Source organism: Actinomycetospora sp., assembly GCF_036497585.1.
Lineage (GTDB): Bacteria > Actinomycetota > Actinomycetes > Mycobacteriales > Pseudonocardiaceae > Actinomycetospora.
Genome location: NZ_DASXJD010000112.1, coordinates 1 through 19,752 on the forward strand (window position 1 = coordinate 1; position 19,752 = coordinate 19,752).

Consider the following 19,752-nt stretch of genomic DNA (forward strand, 5'->3'; position numbering starts at 1 on the left):
CCGGGCCGAAGGCCACCTATCGGACCTCGGCCGCGTGGATCTCGGCGTCCTTCCCGGCCCGGGAGAACTCGTCGACGAGCGTGCGGCAGAAGGCCGGCAGGTCGTCGGGGTTGCGGCTGGTGACCAGGCCGTTGTCGACGACGACCTCCTCGTCGACCCACTGGGCGCCCGCGTTGCGCAGGTCGGTGGCCAGGCTCGGGAACGAGGTCAGCCGTCGCCCGCGGACGACGTCGGCCTCGATGAGCAGCCACGGCGCGTGGCAGATCGCGGCGACCGGCGTGCCGGTCGCGAACGCCTCGCCGATCAGGCGCACGAAGTTCGGGATGGTGCGCAGCAGGTCGGGGTTGGCGACACCCCCGGGCAGCACGAACGCGTCGTAGTTGTCGGTCTTCACCTGGCTCATGACGGCGTCGACGTCGAACCGGTCACCCTTGTCGAGGTGGTTGAAGGCCTGGATCGAGCCGGGGGTCTCGGAGATGAGCACCGGGGTGCCGCCCGCCTCCTGCACGGCCTGCCACGGCTCGGTCAGCTCGACCTGCTCGGTGCCCTCCTTGGCGCACAGGAACCCCACGGTGCGGCCCGCGAGCGGCGTGTCGGTCATCGCTGACACTCCTCGTTCGGTCTCGGATCAGGACGGGCTGGGCTTCCCGGGCCGGGACCGGCGAAACGCGGCGGCGCCCGGGACGAACCTCACCGCCACCCGCGTCGCAGCGTCACCGACGCGGCGGCGGCCACGGCAGACGCCGGCCGCGCGGGGCGATCTCGACCCGCCGGGTGAGCACGTCGACCCCGTCACGGACCCGGCCGCCGGCGAGGTCCGCCGCCGCCTCGCAGGAGCGCACCCACGTGTAGAGCTGCATCTCCTTGGCGAGCCGCAGGTCGGTGTAGAGCAGGCGGACCGTCGCCGTCGCCGGCCGGGCCCACGTCTCGATCTCGAAGACCAGCGAGCCGTCCTCGGCGTCGGTGGCGCGGAACTCGATCTGGCCGGCCTCGAGGTGCCCGCGCAGCGTCGCCAGGCGCATCCGGCCCTCGTCGCGGTGCACCACCCGCACCGGGCCGTCCCACGGCCCGGGCATGCGCACGAGGAACTCGTCGCCGGGGCCCGGCAGCGCCCGCGACTCGGTGCGCGGGGAGACCGCGGCCACCTCGGCGGGCAGGAGCACGGTCAGGTCGCCCGCCACCCGCGCCACGAGCTCGGCGGCGCTCGCGTCGGGCTGGTCGACGACCACCCGGAACCGGCGCCGGAAGAGCGGGCCGTGCCCGCTCTCCGAGGGCTGCGAGCGGTCGTCGAGCAGCGCGTCGGAGACGGGAGGCGCGAGGTCGTCGGGGTCTCCGCACTCCTCGACGCGGTGGATCGGGACCGGCTCGCGCAGGTAGCTGTAGGCCATCACGCCCATCCCGACGAGCCAGCGCAGCGCCAGGCGCACCGGCGCGCGGCCGGAACGGGTGGCCTGCTCCACGGCGTCGGGATGGATGGGTCGCGCCCGCGAGCCCGCGGCCGAGTTCATCCGTGGTCCTCCTGGGGAGCCTCGAGGGTCGGCCCCGCCGGCGGCCCGGTCTGCACCGGCGAGGACCTGCACCGACCGCAGACCCGGGTCGCAGTTCGGTGGTGGACGCGATCTACCCGGTGCACGGCTCGCGCCACACGTGCCGAGGCCTGACCCGCCCGCGGACGCGCGGGACGCGTGAACCGGGGGTCGGGTCGGGTACCGCGACTGACATGGCGACCGAGGAGGAGTGGCAGGCGGCCCGCACGCGTTTCGTCCGGCACGAGGCCGGGGGAGGCGGCGAGCGGGCGGGTTCGGTGACGGTGCACGAGGCGCCGGACCCGGGTCCGTTGGCGGCGCAGTTCGTCGGGCTGAGCCAGGACCTGTTCACGGTGCCCCCGGAGACCGGGGTGCTCGGCGTCCTCGAGCGCGTGGTGCGCCGGGCGGCGACGATCGTGCCGAGCGCGGCCATGGTGTCGGTCACCCTGCGCGAGCCCGACGGGACCTTCCACACCCCGACCGAGACCGATCCGCTCGCGACGCGCGCGGACGGCATCCAGTACGAGACCGGCGAGGGTCCCTGCGTCGAGGCGACGGCGTCGTCGAGCACCGGGTTCACCTCGAGCCGTGACCTCGCCCACGACGACCGCTACCCGCGCTTCGGTCCGCGGGTGGTCGACCTCGGCTTCACGGCGGTCTGCTCCACGGGCATGTTCCCGGGCGGCGAGCCACCGCGTCTCGGGGCCCTGAACTACTACTTCCGGGACGGCGACGGGCTCGCCGAGGTCGACCAGGACGCGATGCTCATCCTCGCCTCCTACGCGGCGGTCGCCCTGCGCGCCGCCCGCGGGGTCGAGGCGGAGAAGCTGCGCACCGCCCAGCTCACCGAGGCGCTGCAGTCCCGCGACGTGATCGGGCAGGCCAAGGGCATCCTCATGCAACGCCGCGGCGCCGACGCCGACGAGGCCTTCGACATCCTGCGGCGGGCCTCCCAGGATCTCAACATCAAGATCCGGGACATCGCGGAGACCATCGCCTCCCGTCGCGTCGAGCTGTAGCGGCGGGGAGCCCTCGCGGAGCAGGAGCGGTTAGGTCGACGGATCGCGGGACCCCGGGCCGAGCCCGAACGGGGCACGCGGCCTCTTCGTCGATCTCTCTCCTGCGCCTCCCGGAGGTCTACCCGCATGCCTGTGTCCGCGGTCCTGCTCGGATCCATCAGCACCGTCGTCGACACCTCCGAGCTCCAGCGCCGGGCCTTCAACGACGCGTTCGCCCGGCACGGGCTGGGCTGGGAGTGCGCGCCGGAGCGCCTGACCGGGACCGGCCTGCCGAGCGTCGCGGAAGCGGGACCGTCCGCCGGGACCTCGTCAGCCGGCGCGCTGCGCCCCGGCGTCCAGGTCGGGGGTGCACGACCCGAGGTCGACCAGCCGGCCCGCGAACCCGTCCTGCGCCCGCGCGAGCCGACGCCCGCTGGTGAGGACCGGACTGCGCCGGGTGCGGTGCACCGTGAACCCGCCGGCGTCGAGAGCGGCGACCAGCGCGACGTCCTCGCCGGTCGTGAGGCCGTGGAACCCGCCGCACGCGCGGTAGGCCTCCGCGCGGACGCCGAGGTTCGCGCCGTGGACGTGGGGATGAGGGTCGCCCGCAGCGTCGTAGACGTCGGCGAACCAGTGCCGCGCGCCGGGCGCCTGCTCGCTCCAGTCCTCGACGTACACCGCGCCCACCCGCGCGTCGGTGGGCCGCGACCAGGCCTCGAGCTGGGCGAGCAGCCAGTCGGGCGGCACGCGGGAGTCGGCGTCGGTGGTGGCGAGCCAGCCCGGCCGCGCACCCTGGCCGTCGAGCAGCGCCGCGCACCCGGCGTCGCGCGCGGCCCCGACGCAGTGGTCCACGATCGCCAGGGTCTCCACGCCGTGGGCGCGGGCGACGTCGCCGGTCCGGTCCCGGCAGGCGTCGAGGACGACGACGGTGCGCACCACCGCGCGGTCGGCGACCCACCGGGCCGCCCGGGCGAGCGCGTCGAGGCAACCGCCGAGGAGGTCCTGCTCGTCGTGCGCGGGCACGACGACGCCCAGGACCGGCGGGCCCGGCAGCGGTCGGGTCACCGCAGCCCCACCCGTTGCGCGACGGAGGGCGGTCGGGAGCCGTCGGAGGACACGCGGGCGAGCACGTCGAGGCGGAAGTCGGCCTCGCGGTGCTCGGCGATCCGGGCCAGCCCGTCGAGCCGGGCGAGCTCGTCGTGCACCTCGTCGCCCGTCACCGGGTACTCCGGCGCCTCCCGGATCCAGTGGACGGCGAGCAGCGTCCCGCCGGGTGCGAGCCGCTCCCGGACGCCGTCCCACAGGGTCGCGCGGTCGGCCGCGCCGAAGTAGTAGGCCAGCTCGGAGACCACGACGAGGTCGAACGGCCCGTCGGGCATCGTGTGCGGGACCGCGGCCCGCTCGACCCGTACGTGGGGCTGGTCGTCGACCCGGGTGCGGGCGCGCTCCACCGCCTCGTCCGCGAGGTCGGTGGCCACGAGCTCGTCGCAGCGCGCCGCGAGCTGCACCGAGAGCGCCCCGCCGGCGCATCCCGGCTCGAAGACGCGGCCGTAGTGGGGGTCGGGGAGCGCCGCGAGGACCACGGCGCGCTTGCGGTCCTCGTACCAGGACGACTCCAACCCCCACGGGTCGTCCTCGTCGTGCCACAGCCGGTCGAAGTGGTCGGCTCCCAGGGATTCGGTGCTCACCGGGTCCCCCACAGCACCTCGACCTCGCGCAGCAACCGGGACAGCACCGTCGGCGGCAGGATCGCCGCGTCGCGGGGGTCCGGCGAGAGCGGCCGGACCTGGGTGGTGAAGCAGGCGACGGCGTCCTGCTTGGCGCGCCGTGCCGCGTCGGGCAGCGCCACGGCGACGGCGTCGTTGCCGACGTCGGTGTGGTCGCCGCCCGGGTCCGCCCAGTGCCACAGCCACACCGCGTAGCGCCACAGCGTCGTCCCGCGGCGCGCGGCGACCTCCCCGGCGACCTCGGCGACGACGTCGTGGTCGGGGTGCCCGTCGCCGGGCACCGGGGCGAGCACCGCGTCGCCGGGACGCAGCACGTCGTCGAGCACCTCGGCCAGCGCCCCGCGGTGCCCCGCGACGCCGCCGTCGGGCAGGCCCACGCGCACCACCGCCGCGTCGCCGAGCCCGAGCGCGGCCAGCGCCCCCCGCCGCTCGTCGCGGCGGCGGACGGCCAGCTCCTCCGGGCCCAGCGTGGGGCTGCCGGGGTGGCTGCCCTCGCCGTCGGTCACCGCGACCACGACGACGTCGGTGCCCCCGGCGGCCGCCCACGCGGCGAGGGACCCGCCGGCGCCGAGGGTCTCGTCGTCGGGGTGCGGGGCGACGACCACCACCCGCCCGGCCGGGCGGAGCTCCGTCGGGGCGATCCGGGGCAGCCCCGCGAGGAACGCCGAGCCCTGCCAGCGGGACTCGGCGGTCCCCGTGCCGGTGAGGTCCCGCTCGGTGAGGCCGCCGGTCACAGCCGCACCCCGTCCGCGCGGCCGCCGTCGAGCTCGGTGGCGACGTGCCCGAGGGCCGCGAGGTCACGCTCGGCGTGGCTCTGCCGCACGAAGACCTCGAGGTCGGCGACGTGGCGGGCGTGGTGCGCGTCGTGGGCGAGCGGCTTCGGGCCCGTCGCCCGCCCGGTGCTGCGCAGCACCGTCTCGACGGCGTCCTCCACCGCGGCGCGGGCCCGCAGCGCCCGGCGGCGGGCGAGCGTCGCGGGTTCGGTGACGGCGGCCGGGTCGGCGACCTCGGCCGCGGCGGCGCGGAGCACGGCGCCGGCCCCCGCGAGGGCGGCGTCGACCCGGCCCAGGTGGGCGGCGTCGTGCTCGTCGCCCCGACCGTCGGCCAGGCGCTCGCGCAGCGGGGCCGCGGCCCCCACCGCGCCGCCGAACCAGGCCGCGGCCACCGCCACGGCGCCGTGCCAGAAGCCGGGGCGCTCGAGGTAGGCGCCGGGCGCGCCGACCGGGTGGGCCCGCGTCGCGGTGAACCGGACCGTGGCGGTGCCGCTGTCGCGCATGCCGACGCCCCGCCACGGGTCGCCGTTGCGGATCTCGTCCGAGGCGCGGAGGTCGACGGCGAAGACCCGGTCGCCGTCCGCGGCGGTGGCGGTGATGAGGGCGTGCGTGCAGCGGTCCGACCCGGAGCACCACGGCTTGCGCCCCGTCAGGTACCAGCCGGCACCGTCGCGGGTCGCGTACAGCGCGGTGTCGGGGCTGCCCGCGGCCCACACCCCCCACAGCGTCCCGGGCTCGACGGCGCCGCCGCCGAGCTCGTCGGTGATCGTCGCCGCGTCGAGGTGGGCCTCGGCGAGCCGCGCGGCGTCGAGGTCGAACTCCCCGGCCTGCGCGAGCACCCGCCAGTTGGCGAGGACGTGCGCCCGCGGCGAGGGCGCGAGGCGCAGGGTGGCCACGGCCCTGGCGAGCGCGTCGCCCACGAGGCGCGGCGAGACGGCCGAGGTCACGGGGTCCCCTCCGGGAGACGGGAGCGTCCCGGGTGGGGACGACGCGGACACGCGGCTGGGGCTCAACCATGGGTGGGTGACCCCTGCTCGCCCGGGCCAAACCCCGGATCCGCCTCAGCGGACGATCATCGCGGCCTGCTCCAGGTCGAGCTCGTGCTGGATGCGGACGAAGGCGTCCTCGCTCAGCGTGCCCGCGTTGCGCAGGGCCAGCAGGCGGTTCCGCTCGGCGACCAGCATCGCCTGCCCGTAGCGGCGGTAGGACTCCCGCGTGGTCTCCTGCCGGTCCTGCTCGCCGTCGTGCGAGGGCGGGGCGGAGACCGATTCGGTCGTGCCGCCGCGCCCGGACGCCTCCGGTCCGGTGGCGTCGGGTTCTGGGGCATCGGGCTCGGGGGCGTCGGGAGCCTCGCCGTCCCCGGCCCGGTCCGCGACGGCGCTCGGCTCCGCCCCGGGAGGCGGTGGCTCGGTGCCGTCGGCCTGCGCGTCGGCCGCGGCCTGGGCCTCGGTCGCGGCCTCGATGCGGTTCTGCACCCGGCGCCGCAGCTGCTCGACGACGGCCCGGCGGCCCGGCTCCTCCCGCTCGAGCTCCTCCAGGCACGTGAGCGCGGCGTCGGCGGCGAGCCGGCGTGCCCGCGCCTCCTCCTGCGCCTCCTCGACGACCTCGCCGTGCGCGCCCGGCAGCCGGCGGGCCAGGGCGGGCAGCGTGAGCCCCTGGCCGAGCAGGGTCGCCAGGATGACGACGAAGGTCACGAAGACGATGAGGTCGCGCTGCGGGAACGCCCGCCCGTCGGGCAGCGCGACGGGCAGCGTGAGCACCGCGGCGAGCGAGACCGCCCCCCGCATCCCCGCCCACGCCGTCAGCGTCGTCTCCGTCCACGACGCGTGCCGCCGGTGCAGCAGCGTCGCCAGCCCCTGCTCGGCGAGCACCACCCAGGCGAAGCGGACGGCGACGACAGTGCCGACCACGGCCAGCGTCACCGCGGCCACCGCCAGGGGCGCCATGCCGCTGATCCCGACGACGACGTGGCGCAGCTGCAGCCCGACGACGAGGAAGACCATGCCCTCGAGCAGCCAGGACACCGCGGTGCGGACCGCGCCGGTGACCACCCGCGCGGCCGGTTCCATGATCGTCGTCGCGCGGTGCCCGAGGTAGAGCCCGGCGACCACCACCGCGGCCAGCCCCGAGGCACCCAGCTCCTCGGCGGGCAGGTAGGCCACGAACGGGGCGACGAGGAACACCACGACGTCGGTGTAGGGGTGGGTCACCCGCTGCCGGACCCACCCGATCACCACGGCCGCGACCGCGCCGGCGACCAGCCCGCCGACGCTCACCACCAGGAAGCGGCCCACCGCCTGGGGGAAGGACAGCGTGTCGCCCGCCACCGCGCCCACCGCGACGGTCAGCACGGTGAGCGCGGCGGCGTCGTTGAACAGGCTCTCGCCCTCGAGCAGGGCGACCACCCGCCGGGGCAGCCGGATGGTGCGGGCCACCGCCGTCGCCGCGACCGCGTCGGGGGGTGCCACCACCGCGCCGAGCGCGCAGGCCGCGGCGAACCCGAGCCCTGGCACCAGCACCTCGGCCACGCCGCCGACGGCGAGCGCGGAGACGAGCGTCAGCCCCACCGAGAGCAGCAGGATCGGGCGCAGGTGGATCCGGAACGCCGGCACCGAGGCGGCGAAGGCGGCGCAGTAGAGCAGGACCGGGAGGACGACGACGAGCACCAGCTCCGGGTTGATGCGGTAGTCCGGCAGGCCCGGTACCCAGGACAGCCCGATGCCGACGAGGAGCAGCGCGATCGGGTCGGGGACACCCGTGCGGCGGGCACCTGCCCGCACGAGGGCGGTCACGATGACGAGGGCGACGACGCCGGCGACCGATGCGACCACCCGGTGATCCTGCCAGCCGCTGTCACCGATCTTCATCTCGTGGCGGGGCCGGGACGTACGATCGGCGGTGATGGTGGGCACGGTGGGCGTGGGGACCTCGGGCTGGACCTACGACTCGTGGCAGGGCTCGTTCTTCCCGGACGGGCTCGCCCGGCGGCGCCGCCTCGAGTACATGTCGGGGCGGTTGGACACCGCCGAGGTCAACGGCACGTTCTACTCGCTGCAGCGGGCCTCGTCGTTCCGCACCTGGGCGGCGGCCACCCCGGACGGCTTCCGCTTCGCGGTCAAGGGCAGCCGCTACATCAGCCACATGAAGAAGCTGCGCGGCGTCGAGGAGGCCCTCGGGCGGTTCCTCGCCTCCGGGCCGCTCGCCCTCGGGCCGAAGCTGGGGCCGGTGCTCTGGCAGCTCCCGCCGCAGCAGCCGTGGGACCCCGAGCGTGTCGAGGGCTTCCTCGCGATGCTGCCGCGCTCCACCGGCGAGGCCGCCGCGCTCGCCGCCGCGCACACCGACCGCGTGCCCGACCCGTGCACCGTCACCGACGAGGACCGCCCGCTCCGCTACGCGCTCGAGGCCCGGCACCCCAGCTTCCGCACCCCCGACGTCGTGGAGCTGCTGCGGGCCCAGGACGTGGCCCTCGTCGTCTCCGACGGCGCCGGGGAGTTCCCCTGCTTCGACGACGTCACCGCCGGGCTCGTCTACGTCCGGCTGCACGGCCAGCACGAGCTCTACCACGGCGGCTACGATGCGGCCGCGATCGATACCTGGGCGGAGAAGGTGGCCGCGTGGGCGGCGGGGGAGGCGCCGTCGTCGGAGGACACCATCGCACCGGCGGACCCGCCGTCCGCGAGCCCGCGCGAGGTGCTCGTCTACTTCGACAACGACGCCGACGGGTACGCCCCGCACGACGCCGTGGCCCTCAAGGAGGCAGTGGCCGCCCGCCGCTGAGCGCGGCCGGCATGTGCCCGACGCACACGGTGGGAACCGAGCGGCGACGAACGATCGACAGGTGTGCACGACGCTCACGGCGGCGCCGCGGCCGAGGTGGTGCCGTGTGCGCAGCGCACCACGCGCGCCCGTTCGTGCTCGAGCCGCGCCGACCGTGTGCGCGTGGCACACGGACGTCGAGGCAACGGCCCGTCACGCCGTCGTCTCCGACCACACCGCCGGGTCCGGGGCGCTCGCCGTCGCGCGGTCGGCGGCGGGCAGCGTGAGCACCACGGTCAGGCCTCCGCCGGGGGTCTCCTCGGTCGTGAGCGTGCCGCCCATCGCCTCGGCGAACCCGCGCGCCACATGCAGACCCAGCCCGATCCCGGTGTCGGTGGGGTGGTCGTGGAGGCGCTGGAAGGGGACGAACAGCCGTTCGGCCCGGCTGCGCGCCAGGCCCGGCCCGGTGTCGACCACCCGGAGCTCGACCCGGTCGGCGTAGGCGCTCGCGCGCAGCGTGACCGGACCCGCGCCGCCGTAGCGCAGCGCGTTGTCGACGAGGTTGGCCACCACCCGCTCGGCGAGACCCGGATCGGCGAGCACTTCCGGGAGGTCCTCGGGCACCTCGACCCGGACGCGCCCGTCGTCGGCCGGCATCCCCGCCAGCGCCATCGCCGCGATCTCGCCGTAGCCCACCGGCCGGCGGTGCGGGGTGACCGCACCGGTGGCCAGCCGCGAGGAGTCCAGCAGGTTGTCCACGAGCGTGGTCAGGCGATCGCTCGACTCCTCGACCGTGGCCAGCAGCTCGGCGCGGTCCTCGTCCGGGACCCGCACCGTCGGGTCCCGCAGGCTCGACGCGGCTGCCTTGATCGCGGCCAGCGGTGTGCGCAGGTCGTGGCCGACGGCGGAGAGCAGGGCGGTGCGCAGGCCGGCCGCGTCGGCCCGCCGCTGCGCGTCGAACGCCTCCGCCGCCATGCGACGGTTGCGCAGGGCGAGCAGCGCCTGGCCGCTCACCGTGGCGAACAGCGCCCGCTCGGCCGGGGTGAGCACGCGGCCACCCGCCACCAGGTGCACGCCCTCGTCGATCTCGACGTCGGCGTCGGCGTCCTCGGGGCGGACGCAGGGCGCCTCGCCGGTGCAGGCGGTGACGTCCCACCGTCCGCCCTCGCCCCGCTCGAGGACGGCCACGGCGGTCAGCCCGAACGCCTCCCGGACCCGTTCGAGGAGCTTGGGCAGCGGGTCGGATCGGGCCAGGACCACGCGGGCGAACGAGGTGAGCAGGGTCGCCTCGGTCCGCGCCTGCGCGGCCTGCGCGGCGCGCCGGTCGGCGCGGTCGACGACGAGGGCGACGAGGATCCCGATGAGGACCATCGCGACGATCTGGATCGCGTTCTCGGGCTCGGCGACCGTCAGGGTGTGCAGCGGCGGGGTCAGGAAGAAGTTGAGCAGAACCCCGCCGAGCAGGGCCGCGAGCAGGGCCGGGCCCAGCCCGCCGAGCAGCGCGGTGACCACCGTGGCCAGGAAGAACGCCACGACGTCGGTGGAGACGCCGACGACCTCGCGCAGCGCCACCCCCAGCAGCGTCGCCAGCACCGGGAGGACGACGGCGGCGGGCCACCCCACGGCGTGCCGCCGGGCCGGGACCGACAGGCGCCGCCGCCGCGGGCGGTGTCCGCCGGCCTCGGCGTGGGTGACCAGGTGCACGTCGATGGGCCCGGACTCGGCCACCGCGCGCGCGCCGATGCCGGGGTCGACGAGCCGGGCCCACCGCGAGCGCCGGGAGGTGCCGAGCACCAGCTGGGTGGCGTTGGCGCCGCGGGCGAACTCCAGGAGGGCGGCGGGCACGTCGTCGCCGACCACCGTGTGGAAGGACGCGCCGACGTCCGCGGCCACCCGCCGCAGGTCCGCGCCGGCCGAGCCGGGGCCAGAGCCGGGACCCGATCCACCCAGACCGTCACCACGCAGGACGTGCACGCAGAGCAGGTCCGCGGAGCCCGCGCGCCGGGCGATGCGCGCGGCGCGGTGCAGCACGGTGGCGCTCTCCGGGCCGCCGGTGACCGCCACGACCACCCGTTCCCGGGCCTCCCACACCTCGGAGATGTCCGACTCGGTGCGGTAGCGCTGCAACGCGACGTCGACCTGGTCGGCCACCCAGAGCAGCGCGAGCTCCCGCAGCGCGATGAGGTTGCCGGGGCGGAAGTAGTTGGCCAGCGAGGCGTCGATCTTCTCGGGCCGGTAGATGTTGCCGTGCGCCATCCGCCGGCGCAGCGCCTCCGGGGTGATGTCGACGAGCTCGAGCTGGTCGGCGGCCCGCACCACGGCGTCCGGGATGGTCTCCTGCTGGCGGACCCCGGTGATGCGCTCGACGACGTCGCCGAGCGACTCGAGGTGCTGCACGTTCACCGTCGAGATCACGTCGATGCCGGCGGCGAGCAGCTCGTCGACGTCCTCCCAGCGCTTGGTGTGCCGGGACCCAGGGGCGCAGGTGTGGGCGAGCTCGTCGACCACGCACACCTCGGGGGCCCGGGCCAGCACCCCGTCGACGTCGAGCTCGGTGAGCTCGCTCCCGCGGTGGCCGATCACCGCGCGGGGCAGGACCTCGAGGCCGTCGAGCAGGACGGCCGTGCGGGGTCGGCCGTGCGTCTCGACCAGGCCGACCACGACGTCGGTGCCCCGGTCGAGCCGTCGGCTCGCCTCGTTCAGCGCGGCGTAGGTCTTCCCGACGCCGGGTGCCGCGCCCAGGTAGATGCGCAGCTCGCCGCGCCGCTCGGTGGGGGCGCCCGCGGGGTCCCCCGAGCCGAGCCGGGCGTCGGCGGCGTCCTCCCTGCTCATGGCCCCAGCTTCCTCCCGTCAGCGCGCCGCGGGCGCGGCCGTGTGGACCAGCGAGTCGAGCTCGGGCACGTCCACCCTCGGCTCCCCGAGGAACCCGAGCGCCCGTCCCTCCGTGGCCTGCGCGACGAGCGCCCGCACCTGGTCCTCGCCGAGTCCGGTCACCCGGGCGACCCGGGGCACCTGGAGGGCGGCGTAGGCCGGGCTGATGTCGGGGTCGAGCCCCGAGGCCGACGCGGTGACCGCGTCCGGGGGGACCGCGGCCGGGTCGACACCCTCGCGGGCGGCGATGGAGGTCCGCCGCTCGCCCACCGCCTTCACCAGGTCGCCGGAGTCGGCGGCCTTGTTCGACCCGCCCGAGGTGCTCGGGTCCGCCGGACCGAGGCCCGCCGTGGCGTCCTCGGGGGCCGACGCCGAGGGGCGGGTGTGGAACCACGGGTCCGCGGCGGCGTTCGCCGGCACCGGGTCGATCCCGATGAGCGACGATCCGGTGGCCATCCCGGGTGACCCGAGCAGCGATCCCTCCGCCTGGTCGTGCAGCCCGGGAACCCGGCTGACGGCCCAGACGCCCAGCGGGTAGAGCACCCCAAGCACGATCGTCAGGACGACGAGCAGGCGCAGCGCAGCGATCCCCTGGCGCCGCAGCGCCGTCCCTGTCACCGGGTGGGCGGGCGTGGGCTCGTCGGTGTGGGCAGAACCGTCGGTGTGCTCGGTCAGCGTGGACATGATCAGCCGATCCCCGGGATGAACCGGACGACGAGGTCGATGAGGTAGATGCCGATGAAGGGGACGACGACGCCGCCGAGCCCGTAGACCAGCAGGTTGCGCCGCAGCATCGCGTCCGAGCCCATCGGCCGGAACCGGACGCCACGCAGGGCGAGCGGGATGAGCGCGACGATGACGAGGGCGTTGAACACGACCGCGGAGAGGATCGCGGACTCCGGCGTCGCGAGGTGCATGACATTCAGCGCCGCGAGCTGCGGGAAGATCACCAGGAACATCGCGGGCAGGATCGCGAAGTACTTGGCCAGGTCGTTGGCCACCGAGAAGGTGGTCAGCGCGCCGCGCGTGACGAGCATCTGCTTGCCGATCTCGACCACCCCGATGAGCTTGGTGGGGTCGGAGTCGAGATCCACCATGTTGCCGGCCTCCTTGGCCGCGGTGGTCCCGGAGTTCATCGCGACCCCGACGTCGGCCTGGGCGAGCGCCGGGGCGTCGTTGGTGCCGTCCCCGGTCATCGCGACGAGGCGCCCGCCGGACTGCTCGCGGCGGATCAGCGCGAGCTTGTCCTCCGGGGTGGCCTCGGCCAGGACGTCGTCGACGCCGGACTCGGCGGCGATGGCCCGCGCGGTCACCGGGTTGTCGCCGGTGATCATCACGGTGCGGATGCCCATGGTGCGCAGCTCCGCGAAGCGTTCGGCGATGCCGGGCTTGACGACGTCGGAGAGCTCGAGCAGGCCGGTCGCGCGGACCGACCCGTCGCGGCCGTGCCGCGCGACCAGCAGCGGTGTCCCCCCGCGCTCGGAGATCTCCCGGGCGATCGCCTCGACCTGCCCGCGCGAGGAGTCGTCCCCGTCGTGCTCGCGCACCCAGGCCAGCACCGCGCTGGTGGCGCCCTTCCGGACCGAGTCGCCGTCGAGGTCGATCCCGGACATGCGGGTGGTGGCGCTGAACGGCACGAACTGCGCCACCGCCTCGTGCGGGTCGGCCTCCGGCGCTAGCCCGTGCACCTCGGCGCACAGGGTGACGACGGAGCGGCCCTCCGGGGTGGTGTCGGCGAGGCTCGAGCGCCGCGCGTCCCGCGCCAGCTCGGCGGGGTCGACGCCGTCGAGGGGGTGCAGCGCCGTCGCCCGCCGGTTGCCGTAGGTGATCGTGCCGGTCTTGTCCAGCAGCAGGGTGGAGACGTCACCGGCCGCCTCCACCGCCCGGCCGGAGGTGGCGAGGACGTTGCGCTGCACCAGCCGGTCCATACCGGCGATGCCGATCGCGGAGAGGAGCGCGCCGATCGTCGTCGGGATCAGGCAGACCAGGAGGGCGACGAGCACGACCAGCGACTGCTCGCCGCCCGAGTAGGCCGCCATCGGCTGCAGCGTCACGACGGCGAGCAGGAACACGATCGTCAGCGCCGCCAGCAGGATCGTCAGCGCGATCTCGTTGGGGGTCTTCTGGCGCTGGGCCCCCTCGACGAGGGCGATCATGCGGTCGACGAAGGACTCGCCCGGCTTGGCGGTGATCCGGACGACGATGCGGTCGGAGAGCACGGTCGTGCCCCCGGTGACCGAGGAGAAGTCGCCACCGGACTCGCGGATCACCGGGGCGGACTCGCCGGTGATCGCCGACTCGTCGACCGTGGCGATCCCCTCGACGATCTCGCCGTCGCCCGGGATCGTCTGGCCGGCCTCGACCACCACGCGATCGCCGAGACGCAGCGTCGTCGCAGGGACCTCCGCCACGGGACCGGAGGAATCCTCGGTACGCAGCCGGCTCGCCATCGTGTCGGTCCGGGTCCGGCGCAGCGCGTCGGCCTGCGCCCGCCCGCGGCCCTCGGCGACGGCCTCGGCGAGGTTCGCGAACACCACCGTGATCCAGAGCCAGATCGCGATGAGCCAGGCGAAGACGCTGGGCGAGACGATCGCCGAGATCGTCACGACGACGGAGCCGACCCACACCACGAACATCACGGGGTTGTGGATCTGGATGCGCGGGTCGAGCTTGCGCAGTGCCTCGGGCAGCGACTCGAACAGCTGGCGCGGCCGGAAGGCACCCGCGCCCACGCGGCCGGTGTGCGACGGCGGGTGCTCCCGCGCCTGCGGGCGGGGGCGCTCGGTCGGGGCGACGGTCATGACAGGCCCTCCGCGATGGGGCTCAGGGCGAGTGCGGGGAGGAAGGTGATCGCAGCGACCAGGACGATGGTCCCGACGACGAGCACCGAGAAGAGCGGCTTGTCGGTGGCGAGTGTGCCGGCGCTGGGTTCGACCCGCGGCTGCCGTGCGAGCAGGCCGGCCAGGGCGAGCACGGCGACGATCGGCAGGAAGCGGCCGAGCAGCATCGCGACGCCCAGCGCGGTCTGGAAGAACGGGCTGGTCACGGTGATCCCGGCGAAGGCCGACCCGTTGTTGTTCGACGCCGAGGCGAAGGCGTACAGCACCTCGGACAGCCCGTGCGGGCCCGAGTTGTTCAGGGCGCCCGCGGTTGCGGGCAGCGCGATCGCCAGGCCGGTGCCGAGCAGCACGAGGGCGGGCATCGCCAGCACGACGACGACCGCGCACGTCACCTCGCGCCGGCCGAGCTTCTTGCCGAGGTACTCCGGGGTGCGCCCGACCATCAGCCCGGCCAGGAACACCGCGACGATCGCGACGACGAGGATGCTGTAGAGCCCCGTCCCGACCCCGCCGGGGGTCATCTCGCCGAACAGGATGTTGAGCATCGCGCCGCCGCCGCCGAACGCGGAGAAGCTGTCGTGCATCGAGTCCACCGCACCGGTCGAGGTGCCGGTGGTCGAGTTCGCGAACAGCGCCGAGGCCGGGATGCCGAAGCGGACCTCCTTGCCCTCGAGGTTCGCCCCGGCGGCGACCGCGGCCGACCCGGTGGCGTATGCCTCCGCGACCCAGATGATCGCGAGCACCGCGCCCCACAGCGTGGCCATGACCCCGAGGAGGGCGACGCCCTGGCGCTGGTTGCTGACCATGCGGCCGAAGGTCCGGGTCAGGGACACCGGGATGACCAACAGCAGGAAGATCTCGATCCAGTTCGTGACCGGGTTCGGGTTCTCGAAGGGATGCGCGGAGTTGGCGTTGAAGACGCCGCCCCCGTTGGTGCCCAGTTCCTTGATCGCCTCCTGGGAGGCCGCCGGGGCGAGCGCGATCGTGCTCGCGTGCCCGTCGGGCCCGACGACGTCGGCGCCGGCGTGCAGGCTCATCACCACCCCGAGGGCGATCAGCACGAGCGAGCCGACCACCGCGATCGGCAGCAGGATCCGGGTGCAGCCCCGGACGATGTCCACCCAGGCGTTGCCGATCCGGCCGCCGGCGCGTGAGCGGACGAAGCCCCGGATCAACGCCACCGCCACGGCCATCCCGACCGCGGCGGACAGGAAGTTCTGCACCGTCAGGCCGATCATCTGCGTGACGGCGCCCATCGTGGTCTCCGGCACGTAGGACTGCCAGTTCGTGTTGGTCACGAACGAGACCGCGGTGTTGAACGCGACGCCCGGGTCGACGGCGCCGTGGCCCTGGTCGAAGCCCAGCACCCCCTGGAGGCGTTGGAGCAGGTACAGCACCGCCACGCCGACGAGGGAGAACGCCAGGACCGCCACCGCGTAGGTGCCGGCGCGCTGGTCGGAGTCCGGGTCGACGCCGGTGAGCCGGTAGATCACGCGTTCACCGCGCCAGTGCCCCGCGTCGGTGTAGACGCGGGCCATCCAGTCCCCGAGCGGGCGCCACACCGCGCCCAGGGCGACCAGGAGGGCCAGGAGCTGCAGCAGCCCTGCTGCCGTGTCGCTCATCAGAACTTCTCCGGACGGACGAGGGCGATCACCAGGTAGATCAGCAGCGCCAGCGCGACCAGTCCGCCGACGAGGTTCGCGGCGATCACAGTCGGTCCAGTCCGCGCACCGCGAGCAGCAGGACCGCGAAGCCCGCGAGCACCACCAGCGCGTACAGAAGATCGGCCACGGCGTGCCGTCCCTCCCCACCTCGTGCGCCCCGGCCGACCCGGGGCACGTCGGCCGCGACTGTGCGCCCGTCGCGCGGGTCCGGGAGGTGGTGTTGACGCGTCGTTGACGCCGGTGTGGCGTTCTTTCACGCGCGCCCACAGGGCCGGAATACCCGTAGTCACTTCAACGTTTGTAGGTACTACCAAGCACGAGTGATGGGGAGACGAGATGACCGAGCTATTGCTGGTCCCCGTCGACGACAACGTGATCTTCCCCGGGATGAGCCTCGTGGTGCCGGCCGCCGAGGTCGGCGCCGAGAAGGGCGAGCAGGTCCTGCTCGTCCCGCGCCACGAGGGGCACTTCGCCGCGGTCGGCACCGTCGCCGACGTCACGGGCCGCACCCGCCTGCCGAACGGCGTGACCGCCGTGCAGCTGACCGGCGTGCACCGCGGCAAGGCCGGGACGGGCAGCGCCGACGACGCGGGGAACCTGCGCGTCGACGTGACGCCGTTCCCGGACGCCACGGAGCGCGACGGCCGGATCCGCGAGCTGGAGACGACGTACCGCGCAGTGGTCGAGGAGGTCCTCGAGCTGCGCGGCGACGACGGCCGCGCCGCCGGGATGCTGCGCGGGATCGACGAGCCCGGCGCGCTGGCCGACACGGCCGGCTGGGCGCCCGAGGTGCTCTACGCCGAGAAGGTGTCGCTGCTCGAGACGCTCGACGTGCGCGAGCGCCTGGAGTTGGCGCTGCGCCTGCAGCGCGAGCGGCTCGCCGAGCTGCAGGTGCGCAAGTCGCTGCGCGAGGACGTCGAGACCGGCGCGGCCAAGGCGCAGCGCGAGTACGTGCTGCGCCGTCAGCTGGAGTCCATCCGCAAGGAGTTGGGCGAAGGCCAGGATGACGCTGCGGGCGGTACCGACTACCGCGCGAAGATCGCCGAGTCGGGCATGCCCGACCACGTGCGCGAACAGGCCGAGCGCGAGCTCGCCCGCCTCGAGCGCAGCGGCGAGCAGTCCGGGGAGTCGTCGATGATCCGGACCTACCTGGACTGGCTGCTGGCCCTGCCGTGGTCGAAGCTCTCCGAGGAGCAGCTGGACCCGGTCGGGGCGCGCACCGTCCTCGACGCCGACCACACCGGCCTCGAGGACGTCAAGGACCGCATCGTCGAGTACCTGGCCGTCCGCAAGCTGCGCCGCGACCGCGGCGTGGAGGACGACGGGGGCAAGGCCGGCACGATCCTGACGCTGGTCGGCCCGCCCGGCACCGGCAAGACCTCGATCGGCGCCTCGGTCGCCCGCGCCATGGGCCGGGAGTTCGTGCGGATGTCGCTGGGCGGCATCCGCGACGAGGCCGAGATCCGCGGGCACCGGCGCACCTACGTCGGCGCGCTGCCCGGCCGCCTGGTCCGGGCGCTGCGCGACGCGGGCACGATGAACCCGGTGATCCTGCTCGACGAGGTCGACAAGGTGGGCAGCGACTGGCGCGGCGACCCGTCGGCCGCCTTGCTCGAGGTGCTCGACCCGGCGCAGAACCACGCGTTCCGCGACCACTACCTCGACGTCGAGATCGACCTGTCGCAGGTGGTCTTCCTGGCCACCGCGAACGTGCTGGAGACCGTCCCTGCACCGCTGCTCGACCGGATGGAGGTCATCTCGTTCGACGGCTACACGGTCGAGGAGAAGGTCGCGATCGCCCGCGACCACCTGCTCCCCCGGCAGCGGTCGGCCGCCGGACTGCACGACGCCGACCTCGTCGCCGACGACGCCGCGCTGCGGCTGGTCGTCTCCGAGTACACCCGCGAGTCCGGGGTGCGGCAGCTCGACCGCGAGCTGGGCAAGCTGGCCCGCAAGGTGGCGACGGGCGTCGCGGGCGGCGGTGACGCCGTGGTCGTCGACACCGAGACGGTGCGGGGCCTGCTCGGCAAGCAGCGCTACGTCACCGAGGCCGTCGAGCGCACCGCGGTGCCGGGCGTCGCGACCGGCATGGCCGTGACCGGCGCGGGCGGCGACGTCCTCTTCGTCGAGGCGGCCGCGATGCCGTCCGACACCGCGGGCGACGGGCTCGTGCTCACCGGCCAGCTCGGCGACGTCATGAAGGAGTCGGCGCGGATCGCGCTGTCGTGGGTGCGCTCGCACGCGGCCGACCTCGGGATCGCCCCGGAGTCGCTGACCGGTCGCTCGTTCCACGTGCACGTCCCCGCGGGCGCGATCCCGAAGGACGGGCCGTCGGCGGGCGTCACGATCGCCACGGCGCTGGTCTCGCTGCTGACCGGGCGCCCGGTGCGCCACACGGTGGCGATGACCGGCGAGCTCACCCTGCAGGGCCGGGTGCTGCCGATCGGTGGGGTGAAGCAGAAGGTCCTCGCGGCACACGCGTCGGGCCTGACCGACATCGTCGTGCCCGAGCGCAACCGCGCCGACCTCGACGACGTCCCCGCCGACGTGGCCGCCGCGCTGCGGTTCCACCCGTCGATGACGATCACCGAGGTGCTCGACGTCGCGCTGGAGCCGGAACCGGCGACGCTCGAGGCCGCGGCCTGAGAGGCTGACGGCCGAGACCAGGGGCAGGGACGGATGACGGGACGGGTGCGCGGTGTGTCGGGGTGAGCGCGGGTGTGAGCCGGTCCCGGCCGAGGTGCGCGCGCTGGCGGCACTGCTGGAGCGACGGTGGTCGCTCTCGGTGCTGTACGCCGCGCACCTCGGCGCCGTCCGCTTCTCGGAGTTCCAGCAGTCGCTCGGGTCCGTACCCCCGGCCACGCTCACGCAACGGCTGGCCGACCTCGAGGACGCCGGCCTGGTGGAGCGGCGGGTCGTGCCGACCCGTCCGCCCCGGACCGAGTACGGGCTCACCGCCGAGGGTCGACGGCTCGCCCCCGTGCTCGAGGCGCTCACCGCGTGCAGCCGTGGCGGCTGCTGAGACACCGACGACAGCGCTGCGCGCACGGCCGAGTACGCAGCGCACAGGCCTGGTGGTGTGCACATGTGCACTCGTGCAGGAGTGCTTGTGAGCGCACGTGCACAGGTGCGACTGTGCCGGGGGGAGTCGTAGCGCGGGCCCGTGACGCGAGCACGACACGAGCGCGGACGGGGGGTACACGATGCGGGTCGCCCTCGCGAACAACAAGGGTGGAGCCGGCAAGACCACCGTCACCGCGCACCTCGCCGAGGCCCTGGCCGCCCGGGGCCATCACGTCCTGGCCGTCGACATGGATCCCCAGGCCAACCTGTCGCGCCGACTCGGGTACGGCGAGGCCGAGCTCACGGGCATGGTCACCACCGCGGAGGTGGTCGCCGCCAACCGCAAGGGATGCGCGGTCGACGGGCTGGTCCAGTGCCGCTGGGGGCTGATCCCGCACGCCGGCGGCGACGTCGTCGAGCTCGCCCGGCGCATCGACCTGCTGCCCGCCCGCTACGACCTCGAGGCCCGGGTCGCCGAGGCCGGTCAGCTGGGGTCGCACGAGCGCCTGGACCTGGCGCTGGTCGGGGTCGCGG

The 19,752-nt window shown here is 74.9% G+C and carries 18 protein-coding genes; 5 read left to right on the forward strand and 13 right to left on the reverse strand.

The window, feature by feature from the left end; translation table 11 throughout:
* Nucleotides 1-16: 16 nt before the first annotated feature.
* Together VGH76_RS10845 and VGH76_RS10850 are read right to left on the reverse strand one after the other, a co-directional pair.
* Nucleotides 17-601 (reverse strand): type 1 glutamine amidotransferase domain-containing protein, encoded by a 585-nt coding sequence (locus VGH76_RS10845; RefSeq protein ID WP_331556692.1) that lies wholly within the window; start codon nucleotides 599-601, stop codon nucleotides 17-19.
* A gap of 112 nt (nucleotides 602-713) precedes the next feature.
* A complete protein-coding gene (locus VGH76_RS10850; protein ID WP_331556693.1) occupies nucleotides 714-1,508 on the reverse strand; it encodes a DUF1990 family protein in 795 nt (264 codons plus the stop codon).
* 212 nt (nucleotides 1,509-1,720) lie between these two features.
* On the opposite strand from VGH76_RS10850, the gene VGH76_RS10855 reads away from it, so the two are divergent.
* A complete protein-coding gene (locus VGH76_RS10855; RefSeq protein ID WP_331556694.1) occupies nucleotides 1,721-2,545 on the forward strand; it encodes a GAF and ANTAR domain-containing protein in 825 nt (274 codons plus the stop codon).
* Between the two features lie 309 nt (nucleotides 2,546-2,854).
* On the opposite strand, the gene VGH76_RS10860 is transcribed toward VGH76_RS10855, so the two are convergent.
* The 5 genes from VGH76_RS10860 to VGH76_RS10880 all read right to left on the reverse strand — a co-directional run bounded on the left by VGH76_RS10860 (nucleotide 2,855) and on the right by VGH76_RS10880 (nucleotide 7,855).
* A complete protein-coding gene (locus VGH76_RS10860) occupies nucleotides 2,855-3,589 on the reverse strand; it encodes a glycosyltransferase family 2 protein (RefSeq protein WP_331556695.1) in 735 nt (244 codons plus the stop codon).
* Nucleotides 3,586-4,212: a class I SAM-dependent methyltransferase gene (locus tag VGH76_RS10865; protein WP_331556696.1), complete on the reverse strand. Its 627-nt coding sequence runs from the start codon at nucleotides 4,210-4,212 to the stop codon at nucleotides 3,586-3,588. Before VGH76_RS10865 ends, VGH76_RS10860 begins: the two co-directional genes overlap by 4 nt.
* Nucleotides 4,209-4,985, reverse strand: a complete 777-nt coding sequence (locus VGH76_RS10870; RefSeq protein WP_331556697.1) for a PIG-L family deacetylase — start codon at nucleotides 4,983-4,985, stop codon at nucleotides 4,209-4,211. The genes VGH76_RS10865 and VGH76_RS10870 overlap by 4 nt, the downstream gene beginning before the upstream one ends.
* The gene (locus tag VGH76_RS10875) at nucleotides 4,982-5,971 is read right to left on the reverse strand and encodes an acyl-CoA dehydrogenase family protein (protein ID WP_331556698.1); all 990 of its coding nucleotides are present in this window, start codon (nucleotides 5,969-5,971) and stop codon (nucleotides 4,982-4,984) included. The genes VGH76_RS10870 and VGH76_RS10875 overlap by 4 nt, the downstream gene beginning before the upstream one ends.
* A 114-nt stretch (nucleotides 5,972-6,085) precedes the next feature.
* Complete coding sequence (locus tag VGH76_RS10880) at nucleotides 6,086-7,855, reverse strand: Na+/H+ antiporter (RefSeq protein ID WP_331556699.1); 1,770 nt, start codon at nucleotides 7,853-7,855, stop codon at nucleotides 6,086-6,088.
* 70 nt (nucleotides 7,856-7,925) lie between these two features.
* Here VGH76_RS10880 and VGH76_RS10885 point away from each other — a divergent pair, with 70 nt between their 5' ends.
* Nucleotides 7,926-8,801, forward strand: a complete 876-nt coding sequence (locus VGH76_RS10885; RefSeq protein ID WP_331556700.1) for a DUF72 domain-containing protein — start codon at nucleotides 7,926-7,928, stop codon at nucleotides 8,799-8,801.
* Between the two features lie 192 nt (nucleotides 8,802-8,993).
* On the opposite strand, the gene VGH76_RS10890 is transcribed toward VGH76_RS10885, so the two are convergent.
* The 6 genes from VGH76_RS10890 to VGH76_RS10915 are packed head-to-tail and all read right to left on the reverse strand — an operon-like array spanning nucleotide 8,994 to nucleotide 16,330.
* Entirely contained in the window at nucleotides 8,994-11,612 is a 2,619-nt protein-coding gene (locus tag VGH76_RS10890; protein ID WP_331556701.1) for a sensor histidine kinase, read from the reverse strand.
* An 18-nt stretch (nucleotides 11,613-11,630) separates the two neighbouring features.
* Nucleotides 11,631-12,335, reverse strand: coding sequence for a potassium-transporting ATPase subunit C (locus VGH76_RS10895; protein WP_331556702.1), 705 nt, complete (start codon nucleotides 12,333-12,335; stop codon nucleotides 11,631-11,633).
* A 2-nt stretch (nucleotides 12,336-12,337) separates the two neighbouring features.
* Nucleotides 12,338-14,452 (reverse strand): potassium-transporting ATPase subunit KdpB, encoded by a 2,115-nt coding sequence (gene kdpB / locus VGH76_RS10900; protein WP_331556703.1) that lies wholly within the window; start codon nucleotides 14,450-14,452, stop codon nucleotides 12,338-12,340.
* Nucleotides 14,449-16,113, reverse strand: coding sequence for a potassium-transporting ATPase subunit KdpA (gene kdpA / locus VGH76_RS10905; RefSeq protein ID WP_331556704.1), 1,665 nt, complete (start codon nucleotides 16,111-16,113; stop codon nucleotides 14,449-14,451). The genes kdpB and kdpA overlap by 4 nt, the downstream gene beginning before the upstream one ends.
* Nucleotides 16,113-16,202: a K(+)-transporting ATPase subunit F gene (gene kdpF, locus VGH76_RS10910; RefSeq protein WP_331556705.1), complete on the reverse strand. Its 90-nt coding sequence runs from the start codon at nucleotides 16,200-16,202 to the stop codon at nucleotides 16,113-16,115. Before kdpF ends, kdpA begins: the two co-directional genes overlap by 1 nt.
* Nucleotides 16,199-16,330: a hypothetical protein gene (locus tag VGH76_RS10915; RefSeq protein WP_331556706.1), complete on the reverse strand. Its 132-nt coding sequence runs from the start codon at nucleotides 16,328-16,330 to the stop codon at nucleotides 16,199-16,201. The genes kdpF and VGH76_RS10915 overlap by 4 nt, the downstream gene beginning before the upstream one ends.
* Before the next feature lie 161 nt (nucleotides 16,331-16,491).
* On the opposite strand from VGH76_RS10915, the gene lon reads away from it, so the two are divergent.
* From lon to VGH76_RS10930, 3 genes are all read left to right on the forward strand, one after another.
* Nucleotides 16,492-18,801, forward strand: a complete 2,310-nt coding sequence (gene lon / locus VGH76_RS10920) for an endopeptidase La (protein ID WP_331556707.1) — start codon at nucleotides 16,492-16,494, stop codon at nucleotides 18,799-18,801.
* Between the two features lie 94 nt (nucleotides 18,802-18,895).
* Complete coding sequence (locus tag VGH76_RS10925; RefSeq protein WP_331556708.1) at nucleotides 18,896-19,177, forward strand: helix-turn-helix domain-containing protein; 282 nt, start codon at nucleotides 18,896-18,898, stop codon at nucleotides 19,175-19,177.
* A gap of 181 nt (nucleotides 19,178-19,358) precedes the next feature.
* Nucleotides 19,359-19,752: ParA family protein (locus tag VGH76_RS10930; protein WP_331556709.1), on the forward strand; the 394-nt coding region annotated here is incomplete at its 3' end.

Bases quoted from the DNA above. Each gene is read 5' to 3' on its own strand.
- VGH76_RS10855 (WP_331556694.1), top strand. From the start codon at position 1,721: ATGGCGACCGAGGAGGAGTGGCAGGCGGCCCGCACGCGTTTCGTCCGG.
- kdpA (WP_331556704.1), bottom strand. From the start codon at position 16,113: ATGAGCGACACGGCAGCAGGGCTGCTGCAGCTCCTGGCCCTCCTGGTC.
- VGH76_RS10890 (WP_331556701.1), bottom strand. From the start codon at position 11,612: ATGAGCAGGGAGGACGCCGCCGACGCCCGGCTCGGCTCGGGGGACCCC.
- VGH76_RS10845 (WP_331556692.1), bottom strand. From the start codon at position 601: ATGACCGACACGCCGCTCGCGGGCCGCACCGTGGGGTTCCTGTGCGCC.
- VGH76_RS10885 (WP_331556700.1), top strand. From the start codon at position 7,926: ATGGTGGGCACGGTGGGCGTGGGGACCTCGGGCTGGACCTACGACTCG.
- VGH76_RS10850 (WP_331556693.1), bottom strand. From the start codon at position 1,508: ATGAACTCGGCCGCGGGCTCGCGGGCGCGACCCATCCATCCCGACGCC.
- lon (WP_331556707.1), top strand. From the start codon at position 16,492: ATGACCGAGCTATTGCTGGTCCCCGTCGACGACAACGTGATCTTCCCC.
- VGH76_RS10895 (WP_331556702.1), bottom strand. From the start codon at position 12,335: ATGTCCACGCTGACCGAGCACACCGACGGTTCTGCCCACACCGACGAG.
- kdpB (WP_331556703.1), bottom strand. From the start codon at position 14,452: ATGACCGTCGCCCCGACCGAGCGCCCCCGCCCGCAGGCGCGGGAGCAC.